The organism is Streptomyces sannanensis, from assembly GCF_039536205.1.
Classification (GTDB): Bacteria; Actinomycetota; Actinomycetes; order Streptomycetales; family Streptomycetaceae; genus Streptomyces; species Streptomyces sannanensis.
Genome location: NZ_BAAAYL010000001.1, coordinates 6,103,972 through 6,124,622 on the forward strand (window position 1 = coordinate 6,103,972; position 20,651 = coordinate 6,124,622).

Consider the following 20,651-nt stretch of genomic DNA (forward strand, 5'->3'; position numbering starts at 1 on the left):
CGACCGTAGGCCCGTAATGCTTCGGCACTCACCGAAGCGTCCCGGGCTCGATCCCCAGCAGCTCCTCCAGCGCCCGCTCGCCGTCCGGCGTCACCTTCACCGCGCGCGCGGACCCGATCCGTACGCACCACCCGGCGTCCAGCGCATGCCGGCACAGCGCGGCACCGGCGACCCCCGCCAGATGCGGCTTGCGCTCGGTCCAGTCCAGGCAGCCCCGTACGAGCGGGCGCCGGCCGCGCCGCTCCAGGCCGATGCCGAGCCCGTCGAACCAGCCGAGCCCCTCGTCGGTGAGCGCGAACCCGGCGTCCTGGCGCAGCAGCCCGCGCCCGGTCATCGCCTCGGTGATGCCGATGCCGAGGCGCCCGGCGAGATGGTCGTAGCAGGTACGCCCGCGCGCCATGGCACTGCTCGCACCCGCCGCCCCGAGGGTCCGCGGACGGCCGTCCGCCGCGGTCGGCGGGGAGGTGTGCGCGGCGAGGTCCTCGACGAGGTGCGCGATGCGCTCGTCGGCCAGCCGCACATAGCGATGGCGCCCCTGCCGCTCCTCGGCCAGCAGCCCGCCGGCGACGAGCTTGCCGAGGTGCTCGCTCGCGGTCGAGGCCGCGACCCCGGCGTACCGGGCGAGCTCACCGGCCGTCCAGGCCCGTCCGTCGAGCAGCGCCAGACAGAACGCGGCGCGGGTCTCGTCGGCGAGCAGCGCGGCGAAGGCGGCGAGGCGCGCGGTGTCGGTGGGTGTCATGAGCTCAGCATGCGCCATGGACATGTCGGCGGGGGCCGACATGAGCCCGTTCCGGGCCGCGCGGCCGCCGCTCAGCGCCGGACGTCCTCGCGAAGCCCGCCGCCCGTCGGTGACACCAGCTGTTCGTACTGGAGCGAGAGCCCGTCGAGGAGCGCCTTCAGGCCCGTTTCGAAGGCGCCCTCGTCGATCTTCTGTTGACGCTCGGCGAGCAGGTGCGCCTGGCCGAGATGTGGGTAGTCCGCCGGATCGTACGCCGCCTCGTCGTCGACGAAGCCACCGGCGAACGAGCCGAGCGCGGAGCCGGTGATGAAGTAGCGCATCAGAGCGCCGATGTGGGTCGCCTGGGCGGCGGGCCAGCCGGCCCGCACCATGGCGCCGAAGACCACATCGGCGATGCGCAGGCCGGCGGGGCGACGTCCGGGTCCCTGGGCGAGGAGGGGGATGACCTGGGGGTGGGCGGTGAGGACCGCGCGGTAGGCGACGGCGTAGTCGTGCAGCGCCGTGCGCCAGTCCCGGCCGCTCTCGAACATCGACAGATCGACCTGGGCGGACACGGCGTCGGCGACCGCCTCCAGGATCTCGTCCTTGGTGCGGAAATGGTTGTAGAGGGAGGGGCCGCTGACACCGAGCTCAGCGGCGAGGCGGCGGGTGGAGACGGCCGCGAGGCCCTCCGCGTCCACCAGCGCGCACGCCGCTTCGACGATGCGCTCGGGGCTCAGCATGGGTTTACGGGGTCGGGCCATGGCGCTCATCGTAGGGCGGGCGGCGTGAGGCTGAGTACGCAGCTGAGTATCGGAGCGGATACGGCCGGGGCCCCGTGCGCCGATGCTGTCCCGTATGAGTGACACACCGGTCAAACAGCAGAACACGGCCGCGTACTACGGACAGGCCGTCGCGTCCTTCGCCGTCGCCCTCGCGGCCACCGCCCTCGGCATCCTCAACCTCGACACCGACGTCTGGGTGCGGGCGTTCCTCGGTGTCGCGGTCCTCTATCTCACGACCTCGGCATTCACCCTCGCCAAGGTGGTCAGGGACCGGCAGGAGGCCGGGCAGATCGTGAGCCGGGTCGACCAGGCCCGGCTGGAGAAGCTTCTCGCGGAGCACGATCCCTTCCAGAAGCTCTAAGCGCTTGCTCACACCCCATGTATTGTTCGTCCTGCATCGGGGAAAGGGGCGAGCGACGATGAGCACGGTGGAGGAAGCTGCCGGCGACGAGGAGAAGGCCTGGGGCGAGGTGACCCCCGAGGCGGCCAGACGGCTGCTCGTCGCCGCGGTCGAGGCCTTCGCCGAGCGGGGATATCACGCCACCACCACCCGCGATATCGCGAGCCGGGCCGGGATGAGCCCCGCTGCGCTCTACATCCACTACAAGACAAAGGAAGAGCTGCTCCACCGGATCAGCCGGGTCGGTCATGACCGCGCCCTGGAGATCCTGGAGACGGCGGCGGACGGCGAGGGCACCGCGGCCGAGCGGCTCGCCCAGGCCGTGCGCACCTTCGTCCGCTGGCATGCCGGCCGCTACTCCACGGCTCGCATCGTCCAGTACGAACTCGACGCGCTCGAACCGGACCACCGTGCCGAGATCATGGCACTGCGCCGGAGGAGCGACGCCGCCGTGCGCCGCATCATCGACGACGGTGTGCGGACGGGGGAGTTCGATGTCCCGGACGTCTCCGGCACCACGCTCGCCGTGCTCTCGCTGTGCATCGACGTCGCCCGCTGGTTCAGAAGCGAGGGCCCGCGCACGCCCGACGAGGTCGGCGAGCTCTACGCCGGCCTCGTCCTGCGCATGGTCTCGGCCCAGAAGCGGTAACCGGACCCGGAAGCGGCAACAGGCCTCGGAGGACGCGGCTCAGAAGTGGTAACGCGACACCGACTCCGCCACGCACACCGGCTTGTCGCCGCCCTCACGCTCGACCGTGACCAGGGCGGTGACCTGTACGCCGCCGCCTGCCTCGGTGACCTCCGTGAGCACGGCCGTGGCGCGCAGCCGCGAACCCACCGGGACGGGTGCGGGAAAACGAACCTTGTTGGTGCCGTAGTTGAGACCCATCCTCACGCCCTCGACCCGCATGACCTGCGGCACGAGCGCCGGCAGCAGCGACAGGGTGAGATAGCCGTGCGCGATCGTGGAACCGAACGGGCCGGTGGCCGCCCGCTCCGGGTCGACATGGATCCACTGATGGTCGCCGGTGGCGTCGGCGAAGAGGTCGATGCGCTTCTGGTCGACCTCCAACCAGTCGCTGTATCCCAGCTGGTCGCCCACCGCGGCCCGCAGCTCCTCCGCCGACGTGAAGCTCCTCGGCTCTGCCATGTCCCTGGTCCCTGCCTCTCACTTCACTTGTCTAAGCGTTTGCTCAGCATGCTGGGGGGCGGTCCGTGGTGTCAACGGTAGGGTTCGGCGGGTGCCGCAGATTCCAGAGAAGATCCACGAGCTCACGGTCGGCCAGCTGTCCGCGCGCAGTGGCGCGGCGGTGTCCGCCCTGCACTTCTACGAGTCCAAGGGCCTGATCAGCAGCCGCAGGACCGCCGGGAACCAGCGCCGCTACTCGCGCGACGCCCTTCGCCGCGTTGCCTTCGTGCGTGCGGCGCAGCGCGTCGGCATCCCGCTCGCCACCATCAGGGACGCGCTCGCCGAACTCCCCGAGGAGCGCACCCCGACCCGGGAGGACTGGGCACGCCTCTCCGCGTACTGGCGCTCCGAGCTCGACGAGCGCATCAAGCAGCTCGGCCGGCTGCGCGACCATCTCACCGACTGCATCGGCTGTGGCTGTCTGTCCCTGGAGAACTGCGTGCTCTCCAACCCGGACGACGTCTTCGGCGAACAGCTGACGGGCTCCCGCCTCCTGCCCGAACGCCGCGGCGGCTGACGTGAACCGGCCGTGGGGGCCCTCCCCGTGCAGGGCCCCCACGGCCGGAGCTCACTCGTACTCGGTGCCGCCCTTGCGGGTCAGGTACGCCGGGCTGACCGCCTTGGCGATCGCCCGGCCGCCGACCACCGGGCTGTGGCGCTCGACGGCCGGGCGGATCACCACACCCTCACGCAGATGCAGTTCACGCCCGGAGACGGTCTCCCGCCCCGAGGCCAGCTCCAGCACCTTGTCGATGTCGTACGGACCCTCGTACAGCCGTGGTACGAGCGGCAGTTCACCCTCCAGCAGGTCCGCCGGGTCCAGTCGGCGCACCTGTCCGCCGATTTCGGCGGACACGTCGAAGACCGCGTACCCCAGCGTCTCGCCGCGGGCGTCCGCGCCGTAGTCGAGGTCCTGCACCCCGGAGCCGTACACCTCGCCGAAGATGCCGACGCGGGTCGCGCCCAGTCGTTCGGCGAGACGCGCCGCCACCGCGGGCACGCCATGGGAGTGGACCGCGCGCCAGTACAGATTGCGCGGGTCCTCCTTCAGGGCGAGCCCCTTGGCTCCGAATCCCTTGGACGACACCCATGTACGGCCGTCCTCCACGGTGTATGTGAACAGGCAGGCCGAGCCGTGCACCTTCTCGGTGAGGACGACCGGCTCCCCGGGCTCGAAGATGCCCGGATAACGCTGGACGTTCTCGATGTCGCACCAGGGCAACAGATCGGGCGCGGACTCAACCTCCCCGTTCATCGTGGGCGGGATAGGCGGCACCCACTTGGTGATGCCCAGCAACTCGGCGAAGTCGGTGCCGTCCGCGGCCGCCCGGGCCAGGTCGACGTCCGCCAGCGCCCCCGGGCGGCAGACGATGCCCTGTGACAGCTCCCCGCGCAGCCGCACCGCCTTCACCCGGTCGGCCCTGCTTCCGGCCAGACGGCCGGTCAGACCCAGCTCATCGATCAGGCCCTGCGGGAGCACGGACTGCTCCGGAATGTAGACGGCGACATCACCGCTGCGGTACGCGCCCTTGGCGATGACGGCCCGGTACAGGCCCACCTGGGCCAGTTCGAGAGCGTCGGCGTTCGGGTGCTCGTGGATCGTCAGCGTTTCGGCGGTGACGCGCAGGGTCGACATCTCAGGGCTCCTCCGGTGTGGTTCTCATCGCCCCCTACTGTCCGGAACGCGGCCCGTCAGATCCACTGAATATCGCGAGCGCTGCCACACCAACTCCCCGCGACTACAGCTGAGCTGCGTCAGTCCAGGCAGAACTCGTTGCCCTCGGGGTCGGTCATCACGATGAAGCCGGCGCTCAGGATCGGTCCGCTATCTCTGGCAGGGTGGGCGTCATGGACACGGCAAACGGTGACGAGCGGGGTGCGACGGAGCGGGCGCTCACCCTGCTCGGGCTGCTGCAGCAGCGCCAGGTCTGGACCGGCCCCGAGCTCGCCGACCGGCTCGGGGTCACGCCGCGCACGGTACGGCGTGATGTCGAGCGGCTGCGCTCGCTCGGTTATCCGGGTGTGATACTGGTGGGCTCGCAATTCAACTATCGCCAGTTCTCTGCGAGAACGAACAAACCGGTGACGGTGTGTGGCCGTAGTTCAGTAGGCTCGCCACGCCTGTGACTGGTAGAGGCAGCACCTTCAACCGGCGTCGCGACCATCCGGAGGAGCCTTGCCCGGCACGGGACCCTGTGCCGCTTCCGACGCCTGATTCTCAGCCGGGTTGCTTGGCCATGACGACCAAACCCGGCCCGCTTTGCTCATCTGCAGGGAGCCGAAGTTCGGCGACCGGGCGCAGTCCAGCCTGCTCGATCAGATCCACGAGTTGTTCCGGCCGCCATTTGTGTGTCGTCCAACGAACGGGCACAGCTCCGTAGGCCTCGGTGCGCACCGCGTCTTCGTCGCCGACGTGTGTTGCGGTGATGAAGTGTCCGCCTGGCTTCAGGGCGCGCGCGAACAGGGCGAGAACCTGAGGAAGGACGTCACGGGGGAGGTTGAACAGTGACCACCACCCGAGCACGCCGCCAAGGGACGCTTCACCAAGGTCGAGGTCGGTGGCAGAGGCGACGCTGAAGCGGCATTGCGGATGAAGACGGCGCGCGTTCTCGATCATGCGAGGGGAGAGATCGACCCCGGACACGTCGAGTCCGCGTTCGGCAAGGTAGGCGGTCACCGTTCCGGGTCCGCAGCCGACGTCGAGGACAGGCCCAAGCTCGCTCACGGTGTCAGCGAAGGCGTCGATTGATGCCTTGAGCCATGGATGGCTACGGATATCGCCGACTCCCGTCGTCACCACCATGTGGGCGTAGTTGTCGGCCACGCGGTCATAGGACTCACGGACCACGTCGAGATCGGCTGGGCGGTCAATAGGGTGGGCGCGCATCAGCCAACGATAGTATGCGACGGCCGTAGTTGCGGTACAGGAAGTTCTGCTCGACGGAAGTACCCCGAACCCATCTCTGAGTGAGAATGAGTTCTGCGAACCGAACCGGCGCTTCGCGATCTCCGCGCGGCCATTTTTGATCTTGCTCGGGCAAAGGGCCGTTTGTGAGAACGGGCTTGAAGGCGAAGCGGGATCAGTTCACCCCGGAGCGCACAAGGCCGCTCCACCAACATCTGTGACGGGCTGGGCCAACTGAGAACGGCCGGGCAGACGCCCTCGCAGGTAACCGTGCAAATGAGCTCCACCGCCCACCGCTTCGCCGTCGGCCACCGCATACGCTGGCAGATCAGCGCAGGCGCCCATCCCCGCTACGCCCGCAATCCCGGCACCGGGGAGCCGCCGGTGGACGCCACTACTTTCACACCGGTGCGCATCACACTCCACACGGACTCAGCACTGATGCTTGCGCATAGTTCGGGGCTCACTTAACCCTTCGGCCTCACGGGGAACGGCTGACGAGCCGGGCCGTCGGGCCCGGCTCACTCCTCCGCGCCGGCACCATCGTCATCCAGGTCGACCACGTCCGGGTTCCGCAGGGGCCGCAGCCCCGGACCTCGCGTAATTGGGAGTTGCGTAGGGTGTGTAAGGAATCAGGTGTGAACTTCCTCGAAGGAGTCACCTGATTCCTTACACACCCCCTCGTGCGGCCCGCGGGGCGCGAAGTTGAACTGGTAGCGGCCCATGAACTCCTTATCTGGACACCTTCGAGTGACGTCTGAACCGGCGCCGTGGTGGTTGAGGTACAGGTCTCGTCGGGCCGTCCGAGTGCAGGCTCGGGGAGGCCGGTGTGCGGGTGGTCAAGGAACGCGATGGAGTGTTCGTCCGGCCGGTGAGCATGGAGGAGGAGCGGCGGCTGCAGCGGGGCCTGATCTTGGAGGTGGTCGTGGTGCGTCGACCGAACGTGTTCGTCCGGCCGGTCAGCATGGACGAGGACCGTCGCCCGCAGCAGATCAGCCGCGACGCGAAGGCCCCCGTCAGGCTGTGTCGGGCGATCGTGGTGCTGATGTCCGCGCAGGCCAGACCGTCAAGGACATCACCTCGCTGATGCAGGTCCACGAGGACCACGTGCGCGTTGTCCTCCACGCGTTCAACGAGCGGGGGCTCGACGCAATGGACCCAAATTCGAGCGGGGGACGCCCAAAAGCGATCAGTGAGCGGGCGCGTGAACGCATCCGCTTGATCACCCGGACGTCCCCGTTTTCTTCCGACTGGGCATCAGCCTTCCCCACCTGGAGCCTGTCCACATTCGCCGACCACCTGGTCGAACGTCACGTGGCGCCGGCGATCAGCCGCGAGGCCCTGCGGCGCATCCTGCGCGAGGGCAAAGGCTCCTGGCACGTCGAAAGTATCCGGGCCAGGTTGAGACGCCTGGTCGGCCACGGCATCCTCATCGAACCCGAGTCCGGACTCTTCGCCCTGCCACGGCCTACTCGAACCGCCCCGAAGCCTGCCTCAACCTGGAATCCGGCGAAAGCGCACAGAAAGCCCTCTCGGAAGTCGATCAGGAAGGCGAAGACGCGTTGGCCAGCAGGGTCGCGAAGTTTGCCGCGTAGGCGTTGTGCGCGGTCGCGCCGTCGATGCGCAGCAGCGCCTCGTCATTCTCCCGCAGGGACGAGAGGTCGAGGTTGTGGGAACCCATGAACGTCCAGTACGTGTCCGGGTGACCGGCGTAGTTTCCCTCGACCAGCAGGTACTTCGAGTGCACCTGGTACTTGACCGTCCCGTCGGTGTTGAGGTCGTAGAGCTGCTTCAATGTGATGTTGGCGTGGCGTTTCAGGGTCGACACGTACGAGGCGTCTGCCTCCGCGTAGACGATCTGGACCGAACAGCCCTCGTTGGCACGGGCCACCAGGGCGTCGCGGACCGCGGGCCGGTTGAAGAACATCGAGGCGGCCACCCGGATGATGGACTTGTGCCCGTTTGCGGTGCCCACCGTGCTGTTTCCGGTGCAGCTGACGTTGTTGACGAAGTCCGCCATGACATCGCCGGAGCCCTGCGGGAAGAAGTAGTACTTCAGCGAGTCGGCATAACCGGTCTTGTAGTAGTTGCTGTTCTTGACCTGGGCGGCCAGGTCGTTGAAGTAGCCGACGTACGCCGTGTACAGGGCGGTGTTGCCGACCACGGTGTAGGCGTTGTTGAAGTACTTCTGGGTGTTGGCCGAGGTCTGGTTGGCGGAGGCCTGGATGACCACGTCCTCACCCTCGCCCACCACTCCGCCGACACGGGAGAACAGGAAGAACTTGTTGTGGTTGAGGGCGTTGTTGCCGGTCCCGATGCACGCCAGGTCATCGGTACCGGTGCCGCAGACCGTGACCCATGACGACTTGCTGGTGTCGGTCCCCAGCACATTCCTCAGGTCGTCCGCGGTGCTGCCGGTGGTCACGTATTTGCCGTCCAGCACCACCCGGACGTTGACGCCCTTGTTGTACGCGGCGATCAGGGCGTTCGTGTAGTCCTCGTCGGTGAGGGCGTACATGGCGGCACGGATGAGCCGGCCGCTCTGGGTTTTGTTGATGGCGTCGATGATGTGGTTCTTGACCGCGTTCTTCTCGTCAGTCGTGCCCTTGGGGTTGTTGAAGACCGCCCCGGTGACGATCGGGGTGTCGACCGCGGTGGCGGTGCCCGCGCCGGCGAACAGCACCCCTGGTATGAGGAGGCACGTGACGAGTGCCGCGGTGGAACGTCTAATGCGTCTGAAGAGTTTGATCATGAAGACGATCTATCACGCCGGATCTCCACAGAGGGAGGCAGGGGGCCGCGCAACGCCAACAACGGTTTCCAGGACCTGCTGTGGAACGAAGGTGCACCGGCCCGCACTTCGTCGGCCGGCTGGGCTGTCCGGCGTGTGCCGGGCAGCCCTTCTTGCCCATGCGGTGGCCGGGGTGAGGTGCCAGGTGGTGCTGGCGGGTGAGTCCGTCCGGGGGGCCTGGAGACAGGCTGCTGGCCACGACACCACCCGTCGATTACCTGGCCAACGATGCGTGCCGAGCCACTGGCGTCCGGGGAAACGGGCACCCGACGGCAGCCCGCTGCTCCCCGGGAGCCGTTCAGGCACACCTGGATCATGTCTCCATCGTGCCGGAGGCCTCCCCCACTCTCGGCTTCGCTCGAGCGGGAGGTGCCGCCAACAACGCGGGGCGCGCCCGGGGGGAGCGGCCCCGCGCTCCTACGCGACGGAGGCGAGCTCCGAAGGCCGACCCTGCCTGGCCCACGCCAGTGTCTCGGCGGTCAGCACCGGCTGGGGCACCAGGACTCCGCAGCCCGTGCAGACCGGCCCGAACCACGGCTCATGGGCCAGGTCGTGCCTCCAGACGAGCCGGGTGTCCCCGCACACAGGGCAGGTTGCGCCGGGCGCCGCACGGAGGGCGGAGATCAGCCGGCGCAGCACCTCGGCCAGCGGCAACGACGGATGCACCGCCGGATCGTCGCACCAGGCCACCCCGAACCCTCCCCAGGTGCGCCGGTGCCAGTCGTCGAAGGAGCCCGGCCGCCGCAGCCCGGCATGCTTCTCACGCCGCCGCCGGTCGGCGAACTCCGCCTCGTATGCGAGCCATACGGCACGTGCCGCCTCCAGCTCGTCGAGCGCGGCCACCAGTCGGACCGGGTCGAAATCCCGGTCCTCGGGCTCGATCCCGTGCAGGGTGCACAGATGGTCCCAGGTCGCCCGGTGGCCGTAAGGGGCGAACCTTTCCAGGCACTTGCGCAGCGAATACCGCCGCAGTGCGAGATCGTTCTGCGGATCCCGCACCTGTCTTGCGAGACTTCGGAAACCGGCCATGGCTGTGCACCTCCGTCGCTGGAACGTCAGCGTCGAGGAATGGACGTACGAGAGTGCGTCCTGGATCCATCGAAAAGCGGATGGATCCCATTACGAGGGATTCATGGGGGAGTTCGGCCCGACTCAGCGCCCGATCCGGCCCGCAGACAGCACCACCCGGGCCAGCTCCTCGTGACAGATGTCGCTGTGCGCACCGGACGGCGGTCCGCCGCGCCTGACCACCGCGGCGGCGTCCACATTCACGCACCCGGAGGAGGGGAAGCCGTCGCGCAGCGCGTCCGCCAGGGTCAGGTCGGGGGTGCCGGCCACGGCCTGGATGCCGTCATGGCCCACCGCCCACCACTTCTTGTCGAAGTGGACCGCACCCTGCGGGTCGTCGGCCAGCTTCGACGCCAGCGGATAGAGCACCGAGAGCGCGGTGTCATGACGCGAGTAGCAGGCGACCAGCGGTCCGTCGACCCGGTGCTGAAGATCCCGCAGTGCCCCGCCGGTGCTCGGCGCGTGCGGCAGTCGTGGAGCGAACGCGTAGTGCGAGAAGGCGCCCTGAAGAAGCGTCACGGATTTGACTGTGCCCACCCCTCCCGGCAGCCCACGCAGCGCGAACGCGACCAGCCGGGCGCCGAAGCTGTGGCCGACGAGATGGACGCGGGTGGCGGGGGAGGTGTGGGCGAGGTGCCCGATCACCGGGCCGAGTCCCAGTCGGCCGACCGTGCCCGCCCGTCGCTTCATCGCGTAGTACGTTGCCTGGCGCAGCAGTTCCTTCGCGCCGTCCCACAGGCCGTCCAGTTTCAGCCCGCCGAGCAGGGGCGCCCCCTCGCCCGCGGGCGCGGCGGTCTTGGCGCCCGTCTCGATGAGCGCCTCCGAGAATTGCCGGCACACCGCGATCGTCTCGCCGCGCAGGAACCACGGCTCGCCCGGCTCCCCGTCGGCGCCCAGGTCGGCCGCGTACCGCACGGTGGGCGCGTCCGACGGTACGGCGACCAGCGTGCGCACCAGCTCCCCGAACGTGTCGAACGCCTCCTTGGACGCGGGCCGTTCGTCGAGGAGTACGGCGAGCCGGGCCACCGTCCCGTCCCGGCCCGGGAAGACCTCCGTCAGTGCCGCGCGGGTGGCCGGATCGAGGCCGGGCGCGGTCGGTGCGGCAGCGGCGGCATGCGGCTCGAAGTCGGGGATCGGCTCGTCCGTGAACCGCATCGACGGCCAGACGATGCCCGCGTATCCGACGCGTACGCCCGGGGCATGGGCGAGCAGCGCGGGGAAGGGCTGGAAGAAGCGTGAGTACAGCCGGGCGGCGCCGGAGCGGGAGGTGTTCCACCCGTGGGAGAACATCACCAGATCCGTGACATCCATGTCCGCCAGCAGGTCGCGCTGCCGGAGGTCCACATCACCGTCCGCGTCGAAGGTGATCTCCTGGTACGGCCACACGCTCATCTCCGTCATGTCCCGCCCCTCCGGTCCGCGGTGTGGTGTGCGTCACAGCATCCTGCCGGACCGGAGGAACGGCTAGGTGCCGGATCAGAGAACCTTTGCCCCGTGGTGACGTGACACGCGGTTCGGATGTTCATCCGGGCAGCGCGGTGTCGTCAGGCTGTCCGGGTGGCAGAACGAGTACGCATCCGCGAGATGGCATGATCCGCCGCTGCATCATCTGGCGGAACAAGCACACCGCCGATATTCGCTTGCACACCCTCGTCGCTCGGGCCAACGTCGCCTGACATCCGACGAAGGCAGAGCAGGGAAGATGACCACGCAGACCCACCACGTCGACCACGAACTCATCCAGGCAGCGGCGCACGTTGCTCGCACTCGCTGCCGGGGCGACAACCACACCATGGCAGCCGCGGCCCGTGCCCGGGACGGCCGGATCGTCACCGCGGTGAACGCCTACCACTTCACGGGAGGACCGTGCGCCGAGCTGGTCCTCGTCGGCGCGGCAGCCGCCCAGGGCGCCTACGACCTGGACACGATCGTCGCCGTGGGCGACCGCGATCGGGGGGTTGTTCCCCCATGCGGCCGGTGCCGCCAGGTCCTTCTCGACTACTTTCCCGCCCTCAAGATCACCGTCGGCGAAGGCGACCGCATCCGAACCGTCCTCATCACCGACTTGCTGCCCGAAAGCTACGTCTGGGCCGACCACCAGCTCGACGCTGAGTAACCACGGCGCTCAGCACAGGCTGATGCCATCAATGGACACGGGGTGGACGTTGTCTGATGCGGCACTTGACCTTCAGCGTGGTCCATCGTCGGCGGATACGTGCACGTCTTCGTCGGCATCGCGGCTGTGCCCTGCCAGTGCGGTATCAGGCGGAGCCTTCGCCCTGTTGGAAGCCGGTTTCACGTCCCGGCGAGGTGGTCGAACTCGCCGTCTTGGGCGCCCAGCACGAAGGCGTGCCACTTCTTGCTCGTGGTCGTGACGACGTGGCTGGGCGTCTCCGCCGACCGGATCCGGATGCCGTCGTGAGGGGCCGCTTCGACCTCGATGCCGGCCGCGGAGGTGTCGCCCGCCTTGAGCGCCTGGAGCCATGAGGCCCAGGTGGCACGGGTGGTGGTGAGTACGGTTCGTGCCGGGTCGGAGCTCTCGGTGAGCTCGACGGTGCCGTCAGGGGCTGCGGCTGCGTGCAGGCAGGACTCGCCCTCGCCGCAGTACGACGACTTCTGCCATGCGAGTTCCGTCACGGGTGACTCCTCACAGATTTCGGACGATGTCGTGGATGAAGTCCCGTGACTCTGTCGGCCCCAGAGCAGTGGCCTCCAGTCGTGACAGGACCTGGCGGTATTTGTCGAGCTGGGCCTCGGCATCGAGCAGCACGGGACCGTGAGACTGGTCGAGCTGAACGGTGTCCAGCTGCGGCACCGGGCCGTGGACGTAGTAGAGCGGCTGGCTCGAACCTGCGAATGCTCCGGCGGCGAACGGGATCACCCGGACGGTGAGGTGTTCGCGCTCGCTCATGGAGAGCAGATGGTCAAGCTGGGCGCGGGCCACCGCGCGGCCGCCGAACCGCATCCTGAGGCCTGCCTCGTGAATGAGCGCCCTGTAGGGTGCCGGGTCGTCCCGGAACAGGACGGTCTGGCGCTTGATCCGGAACGACAGCCGGTGCTCCACCTCGGGCGGCGGCAGTTCCGGGACCACCTGCCGGAAGACCGCACGTGCATGATCAGGGATCTGCAACAGGCCGGGCAGATTGGCGATGTGTGCTGTACGCAGCCTACGGCCGTGATGTTCCAGCTCGGCAAGGTCCAGCATCCCGTTGGGCAGAATCCCCCGGTACTCCTCCCACCAGCCGCGCTTGCGATCCCCCGTCATCGCCGCCAGAGCTTCGATCAGTTCCTTGTCGCCGCACTCGTAATGACAGGCCAGTGTGCGCACGCGGTCGGCGCTCACACCGTAGCGCCCCGCTTCGATGTTGCTGATGCGTGCCTGATTGGCGCCCAGCAACGCCGCGGCGGCGGTGGCCGTCATACCCGTCTTCTCGCGGAGCCGACGCAATTCGGTACCGAGACGCTGCCGTCGGGCAGTTGGGGCTCCGGACTCCGCCATCAGTCACCCGTCCTTGGTCGGCTGTCACCCACATGAGGGGTCATGGAGTGCATTCCCTGCAATCCATGGAATGCATTCCATGGATTGCCCTAGCGTGTGACCCAGGCCACTTGCTCGGAAGTGCACCGGTCGACGGATCGGCAGTGCCACCGAGCAACCACAACCGCAGCGGAAGTGCATCATCCAACTCCACTCCGTGATCGGAGACTTCCATGACCACCGTATCCCCACCCTGGGCCTACACCCTCCAACTCCCGCAAGACCCCCGTGCCCCCGGCGTCGCCCGCGTGACCCTCCGCGCGGTGCTCGCAACCCATGGCTTGGCAGACCTGTCCGCCGAAGCCGAACTGCTCGCGAGCGAGCTGGTCACCAACGCCTACCTGCACTCCGACGGGCCGTACACCCTTCGCCTCCGCGCTATGGAACCCGACCGGCTGCGGGTCAGCGTGTGGGACAACAACCCTCACATCCCACCGCCCTTCCGCGGCGACGCGGCCGGACGGCCGCAGGACACCGACGAGCGCGGGCGCGGGCTGGTTCTCGTACAGCACTGCGCCGACAACTGGGGCGCGTACCCGCTCGGCACGGGTGGCCTCTTCGGGGAGGGCGGCAAGCTGCTGTGGGTCGAGTGCGGGCGTAGATAGCAATGGCACGCAGGTCCGCGGGCACCCCGCAGTACCCAAGGATGGTCGGCCGGTTCCAGATGTTGGTTGTGCTCGCCGGCTCGGACGACTGCGAGGAAGGCGTGGGCGAGCATGGCGACGGGTGACTCACCGGGGCCAGGAGGCGAAGCGTCGGCCCCGGTTCTCGTCGACCACCAGCACCGCCTGATCATCGTGCAGATACTCAGGGGCGGGTGACGGCAACTGGCCTGCCCGGCCGGGTGTCACACCGTGCCCGAGGAATGCCGTGGAGGCGGCGTATCGAGGTCGTTACTGTCAGATGCCATGCGAATTCTCGTACTTGGCGGCACCTCGTTTGTGGGCCGGGCCATCGTGGACGATGCCCTTCGTGTGGGCGCCGATGTGACTCTGTTCAGCCGGGGCCAAACGGGCTCCGAGCTGTTCCAGGGTGTGCCCAGGCGCATCGGCGACCGAGATACCGGTGACTATGCCGCCTTGAGTGAGGGCAGTTGGGACGCGGTAGTGGACGTCAGTGGATACGTGCCGCGCCACGTCGGGCAAGCGATGGAAGTGCTCGGCGACCGAGTCGGCAGATACCTGTTCATCTCCAGTCAAGCGGTGTATGCGCGGACGGGCGTCGGGCCGGGCTCGGACGAGGACACGCCGCGTCGGCCGCCGGTACGCGACACAGAGGAATTGGACGAGGACACCTACGGGCCGCTCAAGGTGGCCTGCGAGGACGACGTGCTGGCCGGATACGGCTCGCGGGCGACAATCGTGCGGCCGGGGAAGGTAGCCGGGCCGCACGACGCGCAGGACGGGCTCACGTACTGGGTGCGCCGTGCCGCGCGCGGAGGTCGGGTGGCCCTGCCGGGCAGCCCGGAGCAGCCAGTTCAGGTGATCGACTCTCGTGACCTGGCCCGCCTTGTGGTGCAGCTGCTGGCGGACGACAGGCCCGGTGCGTTCAATGCCGTCGGTCCAGCCGAGCCGACCACGATGGCTGAGCTGATCACCTCCTGCGCGCGGGTAGCGGGCAGCCAGGTCGAGATCGTTCCGGTGCCGTCCGAAGCGGTAGCACCATTCTTCCCACTGATTCGCCCCGAATCGATGTGGCCGACGCAGCAGCGCAGCTCGGCTCGCGCCCGAGCCGCCGGTATGCCCGCGACTCCGCTGGCGGTGACGGTCGCTGACGTTCTGGCCTGGGACCGTGAACGCGGGGAGCCACCGCTGCGGCACGAGCTGTCCCCAGAAGAAGAGGCGAGGCTGTTCGCTGGAGCCTGGCATTGGCCGCCGCAGGACACGCCGATCTGATCCCCCCGCCGGGCGAGGATGTGCCGTCCGAGGCGTGACGAGTCAGATAGCCCCGGCGCCGCGAAGGTGATGCCGTTGAACCGGGTCGTACGACCCCCGCAGTCAGGTGCGTGCGGGCGGGGGCCGTACGCAGGTCGAGGTAGCAGTCGCCGCGGGACACCCCGTCCGGTGGGTCAGCGGGCGCGATGCCCGCGCCGGCGCTTCGATTACGTCCTGCTCCGTGTGAGCTGCCCGGGCGGCCGGCCCCGCTGCGATGAGCGAGGCCGACGGACCGAGGACCAGGAGCAGCAGCAGACGTGATGTCCGTCGAGGTGCGGTGGGTGGAGTCACGGATCAAGCGTGTCGATCTTCCGGGCGGCTTCCGATGGCGTCGGCACCCCTCTTCGGGGTGGAACCGGCCCCCCGGTCAGTGGTAGAGCAAGTACCCCTCGCGCACCTGGCGGAACGAGTCCAGCCCGTTCCGCCAGGCCGCCACCACCTCGTCCGGGCCGGCACCCGCGTCGATCATCGTGCGGACCGTGGTGGAGCCGGTCAGCTTGTCGATCCAGTTGTCGGCGCGCCAGGCGAAGCCGCTCCAGCTCCGCTTGGCGGTCACCAGCAGCGCGATGCCGGTGCGCACCGGGTCGTAGGCCTCCCGGTCGTGCACATGCAGCTGCACCCCGCCGACGGTCTTCCCCTGGAACTTCGAGAAGGTCGGGGCGAAGTACGCCTCGCGGAAGCGGACCCCCGGCAGCTCCAGGGCGTTCGCCGCCTCCGCCCAGCGGCGGTCGATGCCCTCCGCGCCGAGCAGTTCGAAGGGGCGTGTGGTGCCGCGACCCTCGGAGAGGTTGGTGCCTTCGAAGAGGCACGTGCCGGAGTACACCAGCGCGGTGTCCGGCGTGGGCATGTTGGGGCTCGGGGGGACCCAGGGGAGGCCCGTGTCGGCGTGGAAGTCGGAGCGCTTCCAGCCTTTGAGCTGAACTGTCTCCAGCTCCACCGGACGCGCTTTCAGGTACTCGCCGTTGAAGAGCAGCGCCAGCTCGGCGACCGTCATACCGTGCGCCTGGGCGATCGGTTCACGTCCCACGAAGGTCGCGAACGCCTTGTCGAGCACCGGCCCGAGGGCAGCGCGCCCGCTGATCGGGTTCGGCCGGTCGAGCACGACGACGCGTTTGCCGGCGAGGGCGGCCGCCTCCATGCAGTCGTAGAGCGTCCAGATGTACGTGTAGAAGCGGGCCCCGACGTCCTGGATGTCGAACACGACCGTTTCCACGCCTGACGCGGTGAAGACGCCGGCCAGCGCCTGGCCGCTCTTGAGATACGTGTCGTAGACCGGCAGCCCGGTCGCCGGGTCGTCGTACCGCCCCTCCGAGCCGCCCGCCTGGGCCGTACCGCGGAAACCGTGCTCCGGGCCGAAGACGGCGACCAGGTTCACCCGTTCATCGGCGTGCATGACGTCCACGATGTGGCGGGTGTCCCTGGTGATGCCGGTGGGGTTGGTGACGACACCGATCCGCTGTCCGGTCAGGGGTGCGTAACCGTCCGCCGCCAGGTTCTCGAAGCCGGTGCGCGGTTTGCGGGGCGCCGTGCGGGCTGCGGCGGCCGAAGGGGCCGCGACAAGGGCGCCCGCCGCGCCCGTGGCAGCCAGTAATCCCCGTCTGGACAGGCTCATGACCCAACCTCCGTGATCGCGACCGATGGCATGGTCATGCACGCTAGCGCGCACCCGGCCATCGAGGAACAACTCGCACAGCAGTCTCTTCCGCGTCGCCATACCGACCGGTTAGTCTGCCGGCACAGTCGGCAGGGGAGGCGCGATGAGTACGGTCAAGGGCGCGACGGTGGTCGTCACGGGAGCCGGCGGTGGCATCGGGGCCCGCGCTGGCCCGCAGATTTGCTCTCGCTGACCTACCGCCACCGTGGCCTCAAGGTCCACGCGATCTGCCCGCAGGGCGTACGCACCGACATGCTGCGGGCCATCGGTTCGGCCGGCGAACTCGTGCTCGTACCGACCGCGATCGAACCGGACGCTGTCGCTGGCGCCCTCTTCGACGCCATGGACGCCGACCGCTTCCTCGTCCTGTCGCATCCCGAGGTAGCCGGCTACTACGCGGCCCGCGCCGCGGACACCGACCGCTGGCTCGGCAAGATGAACCGCATCCAGCAGAAATGGGAGCGGGCGGGGGAGTGACCCGGCTCTTCCCGGGCAGTGGGAAGATCCTCGAAGCGGTTTCCCGCTCAGGACTTGCGTTCGGAAGGAAAGGCGGTGGCGGCAATGGCCAGGACGAGGGATGAAGAGGGCACGCCCGTCCCCCAGCGGCTGCTGGCCGTCGCCACCCGCTTGTTCGCCGAGCAGGGCTACGACCGCACCTCGGTCCAGGAGATCGTCGAGGCGGCAGGCGTCACCAAGGGCGCCCTCTACCACTACTTCGGCTCCAAGGAGGACCTGCTGCACGAGGTGTACGCACGGGTGCTGCGCCTCCAGCAGGAGCGGCTCGACGCCTTCGCGGAGGCCGACGCACCCGTGGAGCAGCGGGTGCGGGACGCTGCCGCCGACGTCGTCGTCACCACCATCGACAACCTCGACGACGCCGCGATCTTCTTCCGTTCCATGCACCATCTGAGCCCGGAGAAGAACAAGCAGGTGCGTGCGGAGCGCCGCCGCTACCACGAACGCTTCCGGGAGCTCATCGAAGAGGGCCAGCGGGCCGGGGTGTTCTCCACGGCCACCCCCGCCGACCTGGTGGTGGACTACCACTTCGGCTCCGTCCACCACCTGTCCACCTGGTATCGCGCGGATGGCCCGCTCAGCCCGCAGCAGGTCGCCGACCACCTGGCCGATCTGCTGCTGCGGGCGCTGCGCCCGTAGCGACGCTTCCCGGCGGGGCGAGAAGTGTCGTCAAGGGCCGGGGCAACCTCGACCGGATGACCGACCGCTGTGCCCGCAGGGACGCAGCCGCACATTCGACGCGGCGCACGGGCCGGCCCGTCGACCCCCTACAGGTACCGCTTCAGCTCACGGCGGGCCAGTGACCGCTGGTGCACCTCGTCCGGGCCGTCCGCCAGCCGCAGCGTGCGTGCCGCCGCCCACAGCTCCGCGAGCGGGAAGTCCTGGCTGACGCCGCCCGCGCCGTGCACCTGGACGGCCTTGTCGAGGATGTCGACGACCGTGCGGGGTGTGGCGATCTTGATGGCCTGGATCTCGGTGTGGGCGCCGTGGTTGCCCACCGTGTCCATCAGCCAGGCCGTCTTCAGGACCAGCAGCCGTAGCTGCTCGACGGCGACCCGTGCGTCGGCGATCCACTCCTGGACCACGCCCTGCTGGGCGATCGGCCTGCCGAAGGCGGTACGGGACACGGCGCGCCGGCACATCAGCTCGATCGCCCGCTCCGCCATGCCGATCAGCCGCATGCAGTGGTGGATACGGCCCGGACCGAGCCGCGCCTGCGCGATGGCGAAACCGCCGCCCTCCTCGCCGACGAGGTTCGTCACGGGCACGCGCACATGGTCGAAGAAGACCTCGGCATGGCCGCCGTGGTAGTGGTCCTCGTAGCCGTACACCTGCATGGCGCGGCGGATCTCGACGCCCGGGGTGTCGCGGGGGACCAGGACCATGGACTGCCGGCGGCGGATGTCCTCCCCGTCCGGGTCGGTCTTGCCCATCACGATGAGGATCTTGCAGTCGGGGTTCATCGCCCCGGAGATGTACCACTTGCGGCCGGTGATGACGTACTCTCCCCCACTCTCGGCTCCGCTCGAGCGGGAGGTGCCTCCCTCGTCCCGCTCGATCCGGGTCTCGATGTTCGTCGCGTCCGACGAGGCGACCTCGGGCTCGGTCATGGCGAAGGCCGAGCGGATCTCACCGGCGAGCAGCGGCTCCAGCCACTGCTTCTTCTGCTCGTCGGTGCCGAACTGGGCGAGCACCTCCATGTTCCCGGTGTCCGGGGCCGCGCAGTTGAGCGCGGTGGGCGCCAGCTGCGGGGAGCGGCCGGTGATCTCGGCGAGGGGTGCGTACTGGAGGTTGGTCAGTCCGGCACCGTACTCGGCGTCGGGGAGGAAGAGGTTCCACAGGCCCTGCCTGCGCGCCTCGGCCTTCAGCTCCTCCACGACCGGCGGGGTGTCCCACGGGGAGGCGAGCGCGGCGCGCTGCTCATGCACGACCGTTTCTGCCGGGTACACATGGTCGTGGAGCGGCCACCCTCGATCAGCCGGGCCCTGAGCGGTCCGCGCACCAGGCCGGGGCGTTCACGCTCGAGATGGCCGCGCAGCCGTTCGGGGTCGAGGCCTGGGGGCACCTCCCGCGCCGGAGGCTGCGGGGGAGGGGGACTGAACTCATGGGCGCGTACCTCCGTGCACGGATGGAACGGTCCCACTCATCATGCCGACCAGTCGGTATGCCGTCCAGCCCCCGTTCTCTCCGGCCGGGATCAGGCGTGGCAGGCGACCGGTACGCCGCCGTTCATCACCGTCATGTCGCCGAACGCGGCCAGGGGATCCAGCGGCGAGCCCTCCGGCAGACCCTCCAGTTCGGCGTAGGCACGGTGCAGATTGGCCACCAGACGCTCGCTCTCGCGGAGCTCCGCGAACTCGCCGAGGTCGGCCGACTGCGCCGCCTCCAGCGGGGTGAGGCCCTTGGCATGTCCGGCCTCGGCGACCTCGGCCACGTACCGCAGATAGCGCTCCGTCGCGTCGAACACCGACGCATCCGTCACCGGGCCATGACCCGGCACGACCGTCTCCGCGCCGAGCTCGCGCAGTACGTCGAGCGCCCGCAGCGAGCCGCGCAGCGACCCCATGAAGACGAACGGGGTGCCGCCGTTGAAGATCAGGTCACCGGTGAAGACGATCCGCCGCTGCGGCAGCCACACGACGGAGTCACCGCGCGTGTGCGCCACCCCCGGGTGAACCAGCCGCACCTCGGTCTCACCCACATGGACGGTGATCCGGTCGCTGAACGTGAGCGTCGGCGCCGTGATCCGGATGGCACCGAAATCGGTCTGCGGCCAGACCATGTGCAACTGGCGCCCGGCGTCGAACACCTCGCTGCGGCAGGCATCGTGGCCGATCACCGTGGCGTGGGGCGTGAAGACGCTGTTGCCGTAGGTGTGATCGCCGTGGTGATGGGTGTTCACCACCACGTCCGGCAGCGGCATCCCGGCCGTCAGGATCGCCTCACGCAGCATATGGGTCCGTCGCTCGGTGGCCGCCGTGTCCACGAGCAGCGTGCGGGCCCCGTCGCTGACGAACCCGGCGTTGTTCAGGCACCAGCCTCCGTCCGGCTGGACGTAGGCGTGCGCATCGGGCGCGAGCTGAACGGTGTACGGCTCTGTCGCAGGCACAAGGCCCCCTGTGGTCGATGTCGAAACGGTTCGGAAAGCCTGCC

General features: G+C 68.9%; 20 protein-coding genes and 7 pseudogenes. 13 read left to right on the top strand and 14 right to left on the bottom strand.

Annotation, left to right across the window (positions count from 1 at the left end):
• Positions 1 to 28 precede the first annotated feature (28 nt).
• The gene (locus tag ABD858_RS28425; protein ID WP_345042752.1) at positions 29 to 739 is read right to left on the bottom strand and encodes an ArsR/SmtB family transcription factor; all 711 of its coding nucleotides are present in this window, start codon (positions 737 to 739) and stop codon (positions 29 to 31) included.
• A gap of 71 nt (positions 740 to 810) precedes the next feature.
• Complete coding sequence (locus ABD858_RS28430) at positions 811 to 1,482, bottom strand: TetR/AcrR family transcriptional regulator (RefSeq protein WP_345042754.1); 672 nt, start codon at positions 1,480 to 1,482, stop codon at positions 811 to 813.
• Between the two features lie 94 nt (positions 1,483 to 1,576).
• Between ABD858_RS28430 and ABD858_RS28435 the strand changes: the two genes are divergently transcribed.
• Positions 1,577 to 1,864 carry a YiaA/YiaB family inner membrane protein gene (locus ABD858_RS28435; protein ID WP_345042757.1) on the top strand — a complete coding sequence of 96 codons (288 nt, stop codon included), beginning with the start codon at positions 1,577 to 1,579 and terminating at the stop codon, positions 1,862 to 1,864.
• A 58-nt stretch (positions 1,865 to 1,922) separates the two neighbouring features.
• Positions 1,923 to 2,552 carry a TetR/AcrR family transcriptional regulator gene (locus tag ABD858_RS28440; protein WP_345042760.1) on the top strand — a complete coding sequence of 210 codons (630 nt, stop codon included), beginning with the start codon at positions 1,923 to 1,925 and terminating at the stop codon, positions 2,550 to 2,552.
• A 39-nt stretch (positions 2,553 to 2,591) separates the two neighbouring features.
• On the opposite strand, the gene ABD858_RS28445 is transcribed toward ABD858_RS28440, so the two are convergent.
• Positions 2,592 to 3,053 carry a MaoC family dehydratase gene (locus ABD858_RS28445; RefSeq protein ID WP_345042762.1) on the bottom strand — a complete coding sequence of 154 codons (462 nt, stop codon included), beginning with the start codon at positions 3,051 to 3,053 and terminating at the stop codon, positions 2,592 to 2,594.
• Between the two features lie 91 nt (positions 3,054 to 3,144).
• Here ABD858_RS28445 and soxR point away from each other — a divergent pair, with 91 nt between their 5' ends.
• Positions 3,145 to 3,609: a redox-sensitive transcriptional activator SoxR gene (gene soxR, locus ABD858_RS28450; RefSeq protein ID WP_345042764.1), complete on the top strand. Its 465-nt coding sequence runs from the start codon at positions 3,145 to 3,147 to the stop codon at positions 3,607 to 3,609.
• A gap of 51 nt (positions 3,610 to 3,660) precedes the next feature.
• Here the strand turns inward: soxR and ABD858_RS28455 are convergent, their stop codons facing one another.
• Positions 3,661 to 4,728 carry an RNA ligase (ATP) gene (locus tag ABD858_RS28455; RefSeq protein WP_345042765.1) on the bottom strand — a complete coding sequence of 356 codons (1,068 nt, stop codon included), beginning with the start codon at positions 4,726 to 4,728 and terminating at the stop codon, positions 3,661 to 3,663.
• A 212-nt stretch (positions 4,729 to 4,940) separates the two neighbouring features.
• On the opposite strand from ABD858_RS28455, the pseudogene ABD858_RS28460 reads away from it, so the two are divergent.
• Positions 4,941 to 5,115, top strand: a pseudogene (locus tag ABD858_RS28460) (HTH domain-containing protein); the annotation flags it as partial.
• A 195-nt stretch (positions 5,116 to 5,310) separates the two neighbouring features.
• Here ABD858_RS28460 and ABD858_RS28465 read toward each other — a convergent pair.
• Positions 5,311 to 5,979 carry a methyltransferase domain-containing protein gene (locus ABD858_RS28465; RefSeq protein ID WP_345042767.1) on the bottom strand — a complete coding sequence of 223 codons (669 nt, stop codon included), beginning with the start codon at positions 5,977 to 5,979 and terminating at the stop codon, positions 5,311 to 5,313.
• Positions 5,980 to 6,192: 213 nt separating this feature from the next.
• On the opposite strand from ABD858_RS28465, the pseudogene ABD858_RS28470 reads away from it, so the two are divergent.
• The 3 genes and pseudogenes from ABD858_RS28470 to ABD858_RS36925 form a co-directional block, all read left to right on the top strand.
• Positions 6,193 to 6,468, top strand: a pseudogene (locus ABD858_RS28470) (CocE/NonD family hydrolase C-terminal non-catalytic domain-containing protein); the annotation flags it as partial.
• Positions 6,469 to 6,826: 358 nt separating this feature from the next.
• Positions 6,827 to 7,084 (top strand): hypothetical protein, encoded by a 258-nt coding sequence (locus ABD858_RS28475; protein ID WP_345042769.1) that lies wholly within the window; start codon positions 6,827 to 6,829, stop codon positions 7,082 to 7,084.
• A pseudogene (locus ABD858_RS36925) lies at positions 7,084 to 7,341 on the top strand (helix-turn-helix domain-containing protein); the annotation flags it as partial. The gene ABD858_RS28475 and the pseudogene ABD858_RS36925, both read left to right, overlap by 1 nt.
• A 199-nt stretch (positions 7,342 to 7,540) precedes the next feature.
• On the opposite strand, the gene ABD858_RS28480 reads toward ABD858_RS36925, so the two are convergent.
• The 3 genes from ABD858_RS28480 to ABD858_RS28490 all read right to left on the bottom strand — a co-directional run bounded on the left by ABD858_RS28480 (position 7,541) and on the right by ABD858_RS28490 (position 11,257).
• On the bottom strand, positions 7,541 to 8,680 hold the full coding sequence (locus ABD858_RS28480; protein ID WP_345042771.1) for a phospholipase D-like domain-containing protein: 1,140 nt from the start codon (positions 8,678 to 8,680) through the stop codon (positions 7,541 to 7,543).
• Between the two features lie 525 nt (positions 8,681 to 9,205).
• Positions 9,206 to 9,817 (bottom strand): hypothetical protein, encoded by a 612-nt coding sequence (locus ABD858_RS28485; protein ID WP_345042773.1) that lies wholly within the window; start codon positions 9,815 to 9,817, stop codon positions 9,206 to 9,208.
• A 123-nt stretch (positions 9,818 to 9,940) separates the two neighbouring features.
• The gene (locus tag ABD858_RS28490; protein WP_345042776.1) at positions 9,941 to 11,257 is read right to left on the bottom strand and encodes a serine-threonine protein kinase; all 1,317 of its coding nucleotides are present in this window, start codon (positions 11,255 to 11,257) and stop codon (positions 9,941 to 9,943) included.
• A 185-nt stretch (positions 11,258 to 11,442) separates the two neighbouring features.
• Here ABD858_RS28490 and ABD858_RS28495 point away from each other — a divergent pair.
• Both ABD858_RS28495 and ABD858_RS28500 read left to right on the top strand, forming a co-directional pair.
• Positions 11,443 to 11,532: pseudogene (locus ABD858_RS28495) on the top strand (transposase); the annotation flags it as partial.
• 26 nt (positions 11,533 to 11,558) lie between these two features.
• Positions 11,559 to 11,972 carry a cytidine deaminase family protein gene (locus ABD858_RS28500; protein ID WP_345042778.1) on the top strand — a complete coding sequence of 138 codons (414 nt, stop codon included), beginning with the start codon at positions 11,559 to 11,561 and terminating at the stop codon, positions 11,970 to 11,972.
• Positions 11,973 to 12,151: 179 nt separating this feature from the next.
• On the opposite strand, the gene ABD858_RS28505 is transcribed toward ABD858_RS28500, so the two are convergent.
• Together ABD858_RS28505 and ABD858_RS28510 are read right to left on the bottom strand one after the other, a co-directional pair.
• Positions 12,152 to 12,493 (bottom strand): DUF397 domain-containing protein, encoded by a 342-nt coding sequence (locus ABD858_RS28505; protein WP_345042781.1) that lies wholly within the window; start codon positions 12,491 to 12,493, stop codon positions 12,152 to 12,154.
• A gap of 10 nt (positions 12,494 to 12,503) precedes the next feature.
• Complete coding sequence (locus ABD858_RS28510) at positions 12,504 to 13,277, bottom strand: DUF5753 domain-containing protein (protein ID WP_345042783.1); 774 nt, start codon at positions 13,275 to 13,277, stop codon at positions 12,504 to 12,506.
• A gap of 290 nt (positions 13,278 to 13,567) precedes the next feature.
• On the opposite strand from ABD858_RS28510, the gene ABD858_RS28515 reads away from it, so the two are divergent.
• Together ABD858_RS28515 and ABD858_RS28520 are read left to right on the top strand one after the other, a co-directional pair.
• Positions 13,568 to 13,999 (top strand): ATP-binding protein, encoded by a 432-nt coding sequence (locus tag ABD858_RS28515; protein ID WP_345042785.1) that lies wholly within the window; start codon positions 13,568 to 13,570, stop codon positions 13,997 to 13,999.
• A 303-nt stretch (positions 14,000 to 14,302) separates the two neighbouring features.
• Entirely contained in the window at positions 14,303 to 15,289 is a 987-nt protein-coding gene (locus ABD858_RS28520) for an NAD-dependent epimerase/dehydratase family protein (RefSeq protein ID WP_345042788.1), read from the top strand.
• A 406-nt stretch (positions 15,290 to 15,695) separates the two neighbouring features.
• On the opposite strand, the gene ABD858_RS28525 is transcribed toward ABD858_RS28520, so the two are convergent.
• Entirely contained in the window at positions 15,696 to 16,940 is a 1,245-nt protein-coding gene (locus tag ABD858_RS28525; protein WP_345042790.1) for an exo-beta-N-acetylmuramidase NamZ family protein, read from the bottom strand.
• A 216-nt stretch (positions 16,941 to 17,156) separates the two neighbouring features.
• Here ABD858_RS28525 and ABD858_RS28530 point away from each other — a divergent pair.
• Together ABD858_RS28530 and ABD858_RS28535 are read left to right on the top strand one after the other, a co-directional pair.
• Positions 17,157 to 17,459, top strand: a pseudogene (locus ABD858_RS28530) (dehydrogenase); the annotation flags it as partial.
• Between the two features lie 84 nt (positions 17,460 to 17,543).
• On the top strand, positions 17,544 to 18,137 hold the full coding sequence (locus ABD858_RS28535; RefSeq protein ID WP_345042792.1) for a TetR/AcrR family transcriptional regulator: 594 nt from the start codon (positions 17,544 to 17,546) through the stop codon (positions 18,135 to 18,137).
• 128 nt (positions 18,138 to 18,265) lie between these two features.
• On the opposite strand, the pseudogene ABD858_RS28540 reads toward ABD858_RS28535, so the two are convergent.
• The 3 genes and pseudogenes from ABD858_RS28540 to ABD858_RS28550 form a co-directional block, all read right to left on the bottom strand.
• Positions 18,266 to 19,459, bottom strand: a pseudogene (locus tag ABD858_RS28540) (acyl-CoA dehydrogenase family protein); the annotation flags it as partial.
• Positions 19,456 to 19,563: pseudogene (locus ABD858_RS28545) on the bottom strand (phosphotransferase family protein); the annotation flags it as partial. The pseudogenes ABD858_RS28545 and ABD858_RS28540, both read right to left, overlap by 4 nt.
• A 132-nt stretch (positions 19,564 to 19,695) precedes the next feature.
• The gene (locus tag ABD858_RS28550; protein WP_345042795.1) at positions 19,696 to 20,607 is read right to left on the bottom strand and encodes an MBL fold metallo-hydrolase; all 912 of its coding nucleotides are present in this window, start codon (positions 20,605 to 20,607) and stop codon (positions 19,696 to 19,698) included.
• Positions 20,608 to 20,651: the final 44 nt, after the last annotated feature.

Excerpts from the sequence above, each read along its gene's own strand:
- ABD858_RS28425 (WP_345042752.1), bottom strand. The coding sequence starts at position 739 with ATGACACCCACCGACACCGCGCGCCTCGCCGCCTTCGCCGCGCTGCTC.
- ABD858_RS28535 (WP_345042792.1), top strand. The coding sequence starts at position 17,544 with ATGGCCAGGACGAGGGATGAAGAGGGCACGCCCGTCCCCCAGCGGCTG.
- ABD858_RS28490 (WP_345042776.1), bottom strand. The coding sequence starts at position 11,257 with ATGACGGAGATGAGCGTGTGGCCGTACCAGGAGATCACCTTCGACGCG.
- ABD858_RS28510 (WP_345042783.1), bottom strand. The coding sequence starts at position 13,277 with ATGACGGCCACCGCCGCCGCGGCGTTGCTGGGCGCCAATCAGGCACGC.
- ABD858_RS28515 (WP_345042785.1), top strand. The coding sequence starts at position 13,568 with ATGACCACCGTATCCCCACCCTGGGCCTACACCCTCCAACTCCCGCAA.
- ABD858_RS28500 (WP_345042778.1), top strand. The coding sequence starts at position 11,559 with ATGACCACGCAGACCCACCACGTCGACCACGAACTCATCCAGGCAGCG.
- ABD858_RS28465 (WP_345042767.1), bottom strand. The coding sequence starts at position 5,979 with ATGCGCGCCCACCCTATTGACCGCCCAGCCGATCTCGACGTGGTCCGT.
- ABD858_RS28525 (WP_345042790.1), bottom strand. The coding sequence starts at position 16,940 with ATGAGCCTGTCCAGACGGGGATTACTGGCTGCCACGGGCGCGGCGGGC.
- ABD858_RS28485 (WP_345042773.1), bottom strand. The coding sequence starts at position 9,817 with ATGGCCGGTTTCCGAAGTCTCGCAAGACAGGTGCGGGATCCGCAGAAC.
- ABD858_RS28440 (WP_345042760.1), top strand. The coding sequence starts at position 1,923 with ATGAGCACGGTGGAGGAAGCTGCCGGCGACGAGGAGAAGGCCTGGGGC.
- ABD858_RS28445 (WP_345042762.1), bottom strand. The coding sequence starts at position 3,053 with ATGGCAGAGCCGAGGAGCTTCACGTCGGCGGAGGAGCTGCGGGCCGCG.
- ABD858_RS28435 (WP_345042757.1), top strand. The coding sequence starts at position 1,577 with ATGAGTGACACACCGGTCAAACAGCAGAACACGGCCGCGTACTACGGA.
- ABD858_RS28520 (WP_345042788.1), top strand. The coding sequence starts at position 14,303 with ATGCGAATTCTCGTACTTGGCGGCACCTCGTTTGTGGGCCGGGCCATC.
- ABD858_RS28430 (WP_345042754.1), bottom strand. The coding sequence starts at position 1,482 with ATGGCCCGACCCCGTAAACCCATGCTGAGCCCCGAGCGCATCGTCGAA.
- ABD858_RS28455 (WP_345042765.1), bottom strand. The coding sequence starts at position 4,728 with ATGTCGACCCTGCGCGTCACCGCCGAAACGCTGACGATCCACGAGCAC.